The organism is Collimonas sp. (genome assembly GCF_035566555.1).
Lineage (GTDB): Bacteria > Pseudomonadota > Gammaproteobacteria > Burkholderiales > Burkholderiaceae_D > Collimonas.
In genome coordinates this window covers 1-10,462 of sequence record NZ_DATMRB010000135.1, presented here as the reverse complement: position 1 = coordinate 10,462, position 10,462 = coordinate 1, and the positions used below count along the sequence as shown (strand labels likewise).

10 protein-coding genes and 1 pseudogene are annotated in these 10,462 nt (G+C 55.8%); 8 read left to right on the top strand and 3 right to left on the bottom strand.

Annotated elements, in window-relative coordinates; all coding sequences use genetic code 11:
* The coding region (locus tag VNZ65_RS17095; protein ID WP_325671093.1) for a hypothetical protein at positions 1–480 on the bottom strand (480 nt) is incomplete at its 3' end.
* A gap of 416 nt (positions 481–896) precedes the next feature.
* Here VNZ65_RS17095 and VNZ65_RS17090 point away from each other — a divergent pair.
* The 3 genes from VNZ65_RS17090 to VNZ65_RS17080 all read left to right on the top strand — a co-directional run bounded on the left by VNZ65_RS17090 (position 897) and on the right by VNZ65_RS17080 (position 2,936).
* A complete protein-coding gene (locus VNZ65_RS17090; RefSeq protein WP_325671091.1) occupies positions 897–1,313 on the top strand; it encodes an Imm51 family immunity protein in 417 nt (138 codons plus the stop codon).
* 345 nt (positions 1,314–1,658) lie between these two features.
* Entirely contained in the window at positions 1,659–1,946 is a 288-nt protein-coding gene (locus tag VNZ65_RS17085; protein ID WP_325671088.1) for a hypothetical protein, read from the top strand.
* 135 nt (positions 1,947–2,081) lie between these two features.
* The gene (locus VNZ65_RS17080; protein WP_325671086.1) at positions 2,082–2,936 is read left to right on the top strand and encodes an NAD(P)-dependent oxidoreductase; all 855 of its coding nucleotides are present in this window, start codon (positions 2,082–2,084) and stop codon (positions 2,934–2,936) included.
* A gap of 62 nt (positions 2,937–2,998) precedes the next feature.
* Here VNZ65_RS17080 and VNZ65_RS17075 read toward each other — a convergent pair whose 3' ends face one another.
* Positions 2,999–3,919 (bottom strand): bifunctional helix-turn-helix transcriptional regulator/GNAT family N-acetyltransferase, encoded by a 921-nt coding sequence (locus VNZ65_RS17075; protein ID WP_325671084.1) that lies wholly within the window; start codon positions 3,917–3,919, stop codon positions 2,999–3,001.
* A 209-nt stretch (positions 3,920–4,128) separates the two neighbouring features.
* On the opposite strand from VNZ65_RS17075, the gene VNZ65_RS17070 reads away from it, so the two are divergent.
* The 3 genes from VNZ65_RS17070 (at position 4,129) to VNZ65_RS17060 (ending at position 9,124) form a co-directional block, all read left to right on the top strand.
* Positions 4,129–5,187 (top strand): phospholipase A, encoded by a 1,059-nt coding sequence (locus tag VNZ65_RS17070; protein WP_325671083.1) that lies wholly within the window; start codon positions 4,129–4,131, stop codon positions 5,185–5,187.
* Between the two features lie 20 nt (positions 5,188–5,207).
* Complete coding sequence (locus tag VNZ65_RS17065; RefSeq protein ID WP_325671081.1) at positions 5,208–5,597, top strand: hypothetical protein; 390 nt, start codon at positions 5,208–5,210, stop codon at positions 5,595–5,597.
* Positions 5,598–6,394: 797 nt separating this feature from the next.
* Positions 6,395–9,124 carry a TonB-dependent receptor gene (locus VNZ65_RS17060; protein ID WP_325671079.1) on the top strand — a complete coding sequence of 910 codons (2,730 nt, stop codon included), beginning with the start codon at positions 6,395–6,397 and terminating at the stop codon, positions 9,122–9,124.
* On the opposite strand, the gene VNZ65_RS17055 is transcribed toward VNZ65_RS17060, so the two are convergent.
* Entirely contained in the window at positions 9,121–9,495 is a 375-nt protein-coding gene (locus tag VNZ65_RS17055) for a hypothetical protein (RefSeq protein ID WP_325671077.1), read from the bottom strand. The two genes, VNZ65_RS17060 and VNZ65_RS17055, sit on opposite strands and share 4 nt — an antisense overlap.
* A gap of 30 nt (positions 9,496–9,525) precedes the next feature.
* On the opposite strand from VNZ65_RS17055, the gene VNZ65_RS17050 reads away from it, so the two are divergent.
* Positions 9,526–10,074, top strand: a complete 549-nt coding sequence (locus VNZ65_RS17050) for an energy transducer TonB (RefSeq protein ID WP_325671075.1) — start codon at positions 9,526–9,528, stop codon at positions 10,072–10,074.
* Between the two features lie 85 nt (positions 10,075–10,159).
* Positions 10,160–10,462, top strand: a pseudogene (locus VNZ65_RS17045) (MotA/TolQ/ExbB proton channel family protein); the annotation flags it as partial.

The window sequence follows — 10,462 nt, the reverse complement described above, 5'->3', positions numbered from 1 at the left end:
CGGCGTCCCGCTTATGCTGACACTGGCTGCGCTCAAGCTTGATGTGCAGTTGACGGTTTGATTCCCTGTGACGGTACTGCATTGTAGCAATGCTTTAAGTCCATTGATGCCAATAGCGCCGCCGAGAAGAGTGACTGCCTCGGTAACAGTTGCTTGCCCGTTGGTGGTGCTGGGCGAGTAGCTTTCTTCAGCGCTAATATTCGTGACGATCAAATCGGCCAGGTTGCCTACGATAGGCAATGAAACGCTAAGGTTGAGATTGCTCTGCTGCTGGATTCCAGGAGCGCTTACTTGCGCTTTAGCGACGCAGGGAATCGGTGTGATGCTTGTGATTCCTAGTATGGTCGTTGTCACAGTGGCCTCGAATGTGCAATTGGACACCACGGCAGAGGACAAATCAGCATTCTGAGCGAAGGTGGGCGGGCAAACCAGCGCCATGAGCAGGAAAAGAATATGGATGCCGAAATAGGAATTTTTCATTTTTTCCTCGAAAGATAAATAGCATGAAAATACTCTTGCAAGCCAACGTCTTGCCAACGGTAAAAGTAAATCTAGATCATTATTTCCGTATGGCAACCTGTCGTTATTGATAGGTGTTCATCCAATTCATGTTTCTTTGCTTGAGGAGCCGCCTATCGTCGACTGATATGGCGGCCGGTATCAAAGAGAAACTATTTCCGCGCGATGTCAGTCCCTCCGATTTCTCGGCGTTGTTCATGCGTCATTTTCTTCCGGCCAGGGTCGAAATATTTTTCCGGAATCGGATTTTATTGATGACATGCGCTGTCAGATTTCATGCCAATTAATTCGCTCTGGCACGCACTTATAAAAATACCCATAAATGTCGCGCAGAGCCGGTTTTCTCCTGGCCACATTCATATAGAGAAGGGATTGCAATGAAGCTCGACAGCATGACAAGGACCGCCGAACGCCCGGCGATAGTCGGCATTCAGCGGGACAGAAGCGACTTGGTAGATATGACAACGTTTGCGCCATTTTTTCTGATCGACGGCAGTTGCAGGGCGCTGGTCTTGCTGGATGCCAGTTTTCAAGAAAAAGCACATGTATTCGAGGAGCGGGGAGATGAGGGCTGGAGCGGCAACGGCCTTGACTGGAATTCTGTCGCACACGTCATCATTGCCGAGCAGTTGCCGAAATTGGCCAATGAATTCACGTTCAGTTCCGACGCCGACTTTTTTTCCGTTTCCGGAACCATGGCGAGTTTGACCTTGCTAGGCAATGCATTGAAAATCACTTTTGATGATGAACACGTTCTCAGGGATATTCTGTTTCGTGCCAAGTTGCACAGTTGATTTCAATGCGCTCGTCGCCAGGTGCCATCGGGAAATTGCCAAGCGTGACGGTGAAATAATCAGCATTAAAAAAATTCCGCTGGAGGCCAAAAACATCAGGCCATCGCATTAAAAAATGACAACGCAGCGCGGCACGATGGCTGCCTGCTCCATATCTTCCAGGAACCGGTGGGCAAAGAAAAAGTCACTGCATGGCAGTGATATAAAAGAATGCCGCCAGTCATTAAATATTTCCCTCGATTTAACAAATTTGAAAAGGATTGTGAAATTGAGGATTTAACATTGGACAACACAGTGCGATCTCCACGATGATTTTAGCGAGCAGTGCTTTTTAGGGGACTTGGAATGGAAACGCTCATCAACGATACATATCTCAACAAGAGTATCGATAAAATCCTGGGCTGCGCGACGCTGGCGCTTTACGGTGAGGACATCCGCTTCTCCGTGCTTCTTACTATTCGCGACGTGCGCGATTACCTGGCCAACGTCAAAGCCGGAGATCCGGCGTTCAACCAGCGGGTGTTCCTGAATAGTTTGACGGCGCTGGCAAACAGCACGCATCCCAGCATGCCCGACTACAGGAAAACGCTTGAGTATGCGGCTACGCTGATGACGGTCGAGCTGGGCGAATAGCAGTCGGTTGACAAGGACGCGCGCAATCCTCAGCGATCAAGCCATCGCAAAACAGTCGATCGCAAACCGTTAAATTGATCCGGTGTTATATTTCGACACTCTGCTGTTCAGGCTCAATTTAAAAGGAATACGATCATGGCAAACATCGCTTTTCTCGGCACCGGTTTACTTGGAAGCGCATTTGCGGAAGCGGCTGCAAAACGCGGCGATACGGTCACCGCATGGAACCGCTCCATTGACAAGGTTCAAGCCCTTTCCCAGTTCGGCGTCAAGGCTGCGGCGACGCCTGCCGAAGCAGTGCGGACTGCCTCCAGAGTGCATATCGTGCTGAAGGACGACGCTGTGGTCGAGGAAGTGATCGCAGCGATACGCGGCGAACTTTCTGCCGACACCATCCTGATCGATCACACCACCACATTGCCGGCGCTCACCGCCGAACGTGCCGCGCGCTTGCATGCGGCCGGTGTCAAGTATCTGCATTGCCCCGTTTTCATGGGACCGCCGGCCGCACGCAATGCCCAGGGTTCGATGATGGTGGCGGGTCCGAAGGCGCTGTTCGAATCGGTGCAGGCGGAGCTCGCCAAGATGACCGGGCGTCTCGAATACATGGGCGAGCGCGCCGACCTGGCCACCGCCAACAAACTCTTTGGCAATGCCGTGATCATCGGCCTCTCGGCGGTGATGGCCGATGTCCTTACTCTGGCGCAGGCAAGCGATGTCAGCGGCGAAGACGCCATCAAGTTGCTCTGCATGCTCGATTTGAATGGCATGGTGGCAGGTCGCGGAGTGAACATGGCCAAGGGTAATTTCAACCCGAGTTTTGAACTGGCGATGGCGCGCAAGGATGTGCGGCTGATGCTGGAGACGACCGGCAAGCGGCCGATGGCCGCCTTGCCCGCGGTTGCGGCCCGGATGGACCAGCTGATTGCAGAGGGACATGGCGCCAAGGATGCCAGCGTGCTTGGCATCGATGCGGTGGCGCGGCCTTGATCCGGCTGATCGGCTAGATCGCGCGGGCATGTAATCTTGCCCGTGCTGCCTGTCCACCACGCTTACAGATCGCGCGCCCAGGTCTCGCCGATCAGATCCTTGCCGAAGCTGTGATGGGATTCTTCGGCAATTTTTTCAAAGCCGGCCTTGGCGTAGATGTCGCGGGCGCCGACCAGGATGCTGTTGGTCCACAGAAGCATCTTCTTGTAACCTGCAAATTTCGCAAAGTGCAGGCATTCCTCGACCAGCCGCCGGCCTATCCCCATGCCGCGCGCGCTGGGCTCAACATATAGCATGCGCAGCTTGGCGGTGGTTTCATCGTGGCGCACCACGAATACCGAGCCCGCCACCTTGCCGTCCTTTTCCGCGATCCAGCAGCGTTCCGCGCTACTGTCGAAATCGCGCATGTAGTTGGCGACGATATCGGCGACCAGCGCTTCGAAGTCCGCATTCCAGCCATAGTCCTGGGCATACAGCACGCCGTGCCGATGCACCACCCAGCCCATGTCGCCCGGCCGCGGATCGCGCAGCAGATAGGAGGAGGGGCGTTGGCCCAGCAAGCCTTCTATCTGTTGCATGGCCTCGACCAGCTGGTGTTGTTCGGGTACTGACAAACGGCTCAGCATGGCGGCGACTTCGCGCTGCGAGGTTTCATCCAGCGGTGCAAAAGTTGCGCGCCCGAGTCCGGTCAGGCGCAGCTGCGCAACGCGGCCGTCGGCTTCCGAACGCACACGCTCGAGCAGGCCCTTTTTCTCGAATCCGGAGATTACCCGGCTCAGGTAGCCGGGATTGAGGCTGAGCTCGCGCGCCAGGTCGGCCGCGGTCAAATCCGATCGATGCGCCAGTTCGTACAGGATGCGCAACTCAGTCAGCGAAAACGCGCTGTCCAGCAAGTGCTCGTGCAGCACGCCGATCTTGTCGGTATAGAAGCGGTTGAAGCGCCGGACCATGGTGGCGCGATCGTTCAGTTGTTCGATAGTCATATGATCCGATTAAGTTGCCTGAGGCTCTAATATAGGTGCTTTAGGCAACTAAATCAAGATTGCGTGTCGTTTTATCGAAAAACCCGCTTTGCAAACGGATACACATGTTTTTCGAGAGGGCGCGAGAAGTTGGCCATAATGGAAGCCTTTTGACTTCTTGCGCCGCTCAACGCGGGTTCGCCTAATAGCTGCCCCTTCGGGAACCTCCTATGAAAAGAAACGTAAAAATAATCCTTCTTTCTTTCAGCTGCATGTCGCCGGCGCTGCTGCATGCGGCCGAGCTAGAGCAGCAGCTGGCGCGCTGCTCGGTATTGGCTGACGCCGCCGCGCGCCTGAGCTGCTTCGACGGCCTTGCCAAGGCTACGGCAGATGCCGCCGTCCCTGCAGCTGCCGCTGCTTCCGCCACTGCTTCTGCCGCGGCGCCAAGCGCACCGGCGCCGGCAGACGCTGCCGGCAAGAGCACAGAGCGGGGCGCAGAGACGATCTCGCATACCGCGCAGAGCTGGGAGCTGGATCCCAACGCCAAGCGCGGCGTGTTCGCGCTCAAGTCCTACCTGGATAATTATGTGCTGCTGGCCAATTACAGCAGCTCGACCAACCTGGCGCCGTACAACCAGGACACGCCGAACGGACTCAATCCGCAAAAGGTCGAGCTGACTTATCAGCTCAGTTTCAAGATGAAGATGGCGGAAAACATCGCCGGCAGCCCGGTCGACCTGTGGCTGGCCTACACCCAGCAGAGTTTCTGGCAGGCGTATAACCGCGCCAACTCCAGTCCGTTCCGCGAAACCAATTACCAGCCCGAGCTGATTGCGACGCTGCCCTTGAAGTTCAGTTTCGGCGACTTCAATTTGCGCTATCTCAATTTCGGACTGGTGCATCAGTCCAACGGCCAGTCCTCGACCTTGTCGCGCAGCTGGAACCGCTTCTATACAGAACTGGGCGCCGAATACGGCAACCTGGCGCTGTCGGCCAGGATCTGGAAGCGGCTCGATAATGCCACGGCGAATAACGACAATATCGATATCGTCGACTACATGGGTCATGGCGATGTGCGCGCCACCTACCGCCAGGACGGCTACCAGTATTCGCTGCTGGCGCGCCGCAATTTCCAGACCGGACACGGGGCAGTGCAGGCTAGCATGGCGTTTCCGGTCACAACCAATCTGAAAGGCTACGTGCAGATGTTTTCGGGTTACGGCGAAAGCCTGATCGATTACAACTATTCGCAGAAGTCGGTGGGCGCGGGTTTCCTGATCGATTTCTAAGGACGCCAGGCAAGAGAATTTTGCGGTTCAGCCAGCCCCGGATTTCATCTGTCCGGGGCTTTTTTTGTCTGCAGATAAGGCAAAAATCGTCCCCTCAATCTGCGGATTTGCTGCTCCGTACCGGTCTGCCAGCAACGCCGTTGCCGGCCGGCGGCGATCCGATTCATCTTGCGATGCACCAAACTGATCCCGGCGGCATTGCCGGACGGAGGATGGTTTGGCGCTCCGGTACGGCTTGCGCGGACGCCTCGACGCCGGGGCGTACAGGCCCTGCCATCGCACAATTTGCCATTCCGGCCGCAGCGCCGACGGTAAAGCCGGTTCACCATTTTTGTGCTTTGCGCACCAAAGTGGTATTACAAAAAAACTACCAATACAAACTGGTCTTGATCATTTATTTAAGGGTTTGAATAATGCTGCGACGCAGCGTTGTTTAGCTGCCTGGATAATGCCGCTTGATTCATGTGACGACTTGGATGTTTTACATCAAAAACATAGAGAGAATCCAGCAATAGCTATTTCCTGCGCGCTTAAATAACTGTTTGACATCAAAATGCGCGAGCTTTCAAAATCGCTTCAAGTGCTTGTTTATATAGATAAAACAAGCGAAATACAGGCATAAATTCCGGCTTGGTTATGCGGCGATGCGTCAAAAGCAAAGAAGTTCAACAAAACTTCCTGAAATTTTCATTTTTCAGAAAATTTCAAATTTTCCTGCTGTGATTTTCAAAAAAAGCGACCAGTCCAGTCCACTAAACAACAGTCATGTAGTTTGTGAAATAGTGAATGTAAACAACGGTATATATAGATATATGAATTGTGTTTTTTGATACCAATAATTTATTTATGTAATACCAGTTGAATGCCTATTGACAGCCACTTTTACGGTCCATAGAGTGTCCCCAGCGCAACGTTTCTAAATGAAATTTTGAAGCTTGGACGCAAGGCAGGTTGGGGTGATGTGCGGGGCAGAGTACGCACAGCATCTTCCCCGCAAGGTCTTTGGAGAAGGACTCGGCGGAGAAGTGGGAGCACCCGCGGTGACATGCGGCGTCTTGTTGGGTGGGACTTGTTGTATTGGCGACTGTATCGAAAAAAGGTTCTCCCTTTGCCGGCTTGAAGCGACGTCAGACCGCAGCGTGGAGAAGTAAATGAAAAATGGCCTGCGTCAGATAGGCTGGGCCGCAATCGATGGGGAGAACAGTAAGTGAATAAGAATTTGACACCAATAGCATCTGCCGTTGCGCTGCTGGTCATGGCGGCAGCCATGCCGGCATATGCGCAACAAGCCGATGATGCAGCTGCAAAGGCTGACAGCAAGGGCACCGACAAAGGCGGCCAGATCGAGCAGGTCACCATCAGCGGCATTCGCGGTTCGCTGCAAAAATCCTTGACGCAAAAACGCAATGCCGATTCGCACGTGGAAGTCATCACGGCGGAAGACATCGGCAAGATGCCGGACAAGAACGTGGCCGACTCCTTGTCGCGCGTGCCTGGCGTTACCATCGGCAATGCCGGCGCCACCGAAGGCGGTTTCGACGAAGCTGACCGTGTCAGCATGCGCGGCACCAGCCCGAGCCTGACGCAGACCCTGATCAACGGCCACAACGTCGCCTCGGGCGACTGGTTCGTGCTGGACCAGTCGGGCCAGGTCGGCCGCAGCGTCAGCTACACCATGCTGCCGTCTGAACTGGTGGGTTCGGTGGTTGTCCACAAGAGTTCCGAAGCCAGCCTGGTGGAAGGCGGCGTTGCCGGTTCGGTCGATATCATCACCCGCAAGCCGCTGGACTTCAAAAAACAGTTCACTGCTGAAGCAACTCTCGGCGCCGTGTACGCCGATTTGCCAGGCAAGACAGATCCGCAAATCAGCGCGCTGGTCAACTGGAAAAACGAAGCCAACACCTTCGGCATCCTGGTGCAGGCATTCTCGGAAGAGCGCCATCTGCAACGCCAGGGACAGGAAATCCTCGGCTACACCCAGATCGCTCCAGGCAGCAAGATCGCTACTTCCAATCCTGACCTGGCCGGCGTATATGCGCCTAACCTGATCAACTCGGCCCTGTTTGAGCAGGAACGCAAACGGACCGGCGGTTTGATCGATGCCCAGTTCAAGGTCAGCAACGATTTCTCTTTCGACATCAACGGCTTCACTTCAGAAATGAAGGCTGCCAACTACAACCGCAGCTATGAATTCTGGGGCGCCCAGGTTATCAACGCCGGCGCCGGCCAGGCGCCGAATCCTGGCTACACGGTCAAGAACAATACGCTGACATCGGCGACCTTTGCTCCTGTCGCCGGCACTAACTACGGCGTCTACGACCAGATTTCACGTCCGGATGAAAGCGCCAGCTCGAACTTCGTCGAGCTTGGCACCAAGTGGCGTGCATCTGATTCGCTGACTTTCACTACCAAGCTGGGTACCTCTTCCGGCGAAGGCAAAACGCCGACCCAGAACGTGGCGGAATGGAATGTCGGCGTTGGCGCCGGCGCCGGTTATCAGTTGAATGGAACAGGCACTGCAGCCAACTGGAACCTGGGTGCCACCAACAACGGCAGCCCTAACACCGGCACTACAGCGTTCGGCTGGATCTTCGGCGACCAGAACATCGACGTCAAGGACAAGGAAAACTGGGCGCAGGTCGATGGCGAATATTCTGCCGCCTGGGGCGCCTTGTCGACAGTGCAGTTCGGCCTGCGCTACAACGACCACAAGCGCAGTTCCGAAGGCGTGATTGGACAAGGGCCGAGCGCCGGCGCCAGCAATCCAGCCAATTTCCCACAGGGTTTCCAGAACTTCCCGTCGAATTTCGGCAGCGGTCTGGGCAGCGGTTTTCCGACCAACGTCTGGTACTACACGCCGGGCCAGCTGGCAGCGTTCAATGCGTTCACCAATCGTGATCCTGTCACACGTGAAGACTGGAATTCCGAATTCGCAGTGAAGGAAAAGAATGCTGCCGGTTACCTGCAGGCCAACCTGGAAGGCAATCACTGGAGCGGCAATGTCGGCCTGCGCGTCGTGCAGACCCAGGAGAACGTCACTTCCAACGTGGCTGCGCCTGCCACCGCACCGGGAGCGATCACGACTTCGGCATTCGGTCCGTTTGTCCGCCAGCAGGACAACAATACCTATGTCGACGTGCTGCCAAGCATGAACTTGAAGTTTGACCTGAGCAAGGATGTGGTTGCCCGTTTCGCAGCATCGAAGACCATGACCCGTCCAGATTATTCGGCGCTGGCTGGCCAGGTATCGCTGTCACCGCCGGCGCAGTTTGGCTCGGTCGGTTCAGGCAGCGGCGGCAATCCGGATCTGAAGCCAATCACGTCGAACAACTTCGATGCCTCGCTGGAATGGTATTTTGCTCCGCGTTCGCTGGTGTCGGCGAGTATCTTCAACATGAACCTGACCAGCTATGTCGGCCTGGGCAGCGTCACCAGAAGCTATGTCACCAGCACGCCTGACCATCCTGCCAACTACATGGCGGATTATGTGCTGACGGTGCCGACCAACACCAGCGGTACGGTGAACGGTATCGAGCTGGCTTATGAAATGCCGCTGGGTAAAAACTTCGGTTTTGCCACCAACGCCACTTTCATCAACGCCTATGATGCTGCCAACGGTCCTCTGGTCGGCGCTTCCAAGCGTACCGCCAACCTGTCGGCTTATTTCGAAGATGAGCGCTTCAATGCCCGCATCTCGTATAACTACCGCAGCAGCTTCTACAGCGGCCTGGATCGCAGCACAGCGTTCTACCAGGCGGGCGTCGGCACACTGGCGATGTCGCTCGGCTACAAGTACAGCGAACAGCTGGCCTTCACGCTGGATGCACAGAACCTGAACAACCCGACCCTCAAGTACTACGCACTGAATGAAGACCAGCCACGTGCGTTCTACAAGAACGGCCGCCAGTTCTACTTGAATGCCCACCTGAAGTTCTAGTAACGGAAGGCCTGCATGCCGCCGCTGTTTGCTGCCTGCAGGCCGTAACCGAAGTTGTCTGTGGTTGAAGTAAGAGTTGACGTTGATTTTGCCGGGAGAGCGCTGCTGACCGGATATTGTTGCAGCTTGGCTTTGATGAAAACGCTCTCCGGCTTTTTTCCCGCCCAGGTCAGATACGTTTCACGGTAATCACCAGCAGACCAGTACAAGTTCAGGAAGCCGACAAACGACATGCCGCACCGGTGTCGCTGTCTATACCGAGATTGCCCGCAGTCAGGCAAACAAACAGGAGTCGTTGTATGGATTTCGCGCAGGATGGGAAAAATCCCTCCAAGAATGTAGTCGGCATCAGCGTGGTCGTTGTTTTGCATGTTCTTCTGATTTATGGACTTCTTACAGGATTGGCGCGCAAGGTTGTGGAAGTGATACAGCAACCGGTCGAAACCAAGATCATCGACGAGATCAAGCCGCCGCCGCCGCCCCCGCCACCGAAACAGGTTGTACCGCCGCCGCCAAAATCGGTCGCGCCGCCGCCGTTCGTTCCTCCACCCGAGGTCAAGGTCACGCCGCCGCCCACAGACAATGTGATTGCCGCGGTCACCAACGTCAAGCCGCCGAGCAACGATTTGCCGACGTCCGTGGCGCAGCCCGCCACCAACGGCGAGGCCGGCCCGGCGCATACCAGTGCCAAGATTGCAGGAAATTGCGAGAAGCCGGAATACCCGCGGACTTCCTTGCGCAATGAAGAAGAGGGCATGGTCACAGTCAAGCTGACCATCGGCGCCGATGGCAATGTGCTCGATTCCTCGGTGGAAAAGAGCAGCGGCTTCAAGGAGCTCGACCGCGCCACGGTGAAAGCCTGGAGCCTGTGCCATTTCACACCGGCCATGGCCGACGGCAAAGCGGTGCAGTCTTCAACCAAGATGCAGTATGTCTGGAAGCTTGAGTAGGCTCAAGATCGAACGCAAACCAGGCGCGAGCCAAACACCACGTCGCGATTGCGGCAATCTACTTTCTCAAATTTGGAGCAACAGCATGACTATCACACGTAATCGCTTATCCGCCCTGGCCGCCGCCCTGATGATTTCGGCTGCGACGCTTGCAGCACCGTTCGCCGTTGCGCAAACCGCCGCTTCGGCGCCGGCTGCATCGACCCCGGCCGCCGCCGCATCTGCGCCGGCCGCTGCTCCTGCAGCATCGCTGGTCGACACCCCAACCCCACCGCCAGCACCTGCTGACCACGAAACCGTCAACAATCCATACGGCCTGGACGCCCTGTGGAAAGGCGGCGACTTCGTTGCCCGCGGCACCCTGATCATCCTGGTGCTGATGTCGATG

Bases quoted from the DNA above. Each gene is read 5' to 3' on its own strand.
- VNZ65_RS17090 (WP_325671091.1), top strand. From the start codon at position 897: ATGAAGCTCGACAGCATGACAAGGACCGCCGAACGCCCGGCGATAGTC.
- VNZ65_RS17070 (WP_325671083.1), top strand. From the start codon at position 4,129: ATGAAAAGAAACGTAAAAATAATCCTTCTTTCTTTCAGCTGCATGTCG.
- VNZ65_RS17075 (WP_325671084.1), bottom strand. From the start codon at position 3,919: ATGACTATCGAACAACTGAACGATCGCGCCACCATGGTCCGGCGCTTC.
- VNZ65_RS17085 (WP_325671088.1), top strand. From the start codon at position 1,659: ATGGAAACGCTCATCAACGATACATATCTCAACAAGAGTATCGATAAA.
- VNZ65_RS17080 (WP_325671086.1), top strand. From the start codon at position 2,082: ATGGCAAACATCGCTTTTCTCGGCACCGGTTTACTTGGAAGCGCATTT.
- VNZ65_RS17055 (WP_325671077.1), bottom strand. From the start codon at position 9,495: ATGCAAAACAACGACCACGCTGATGCCGACTACATTCTTGGAGGGATT.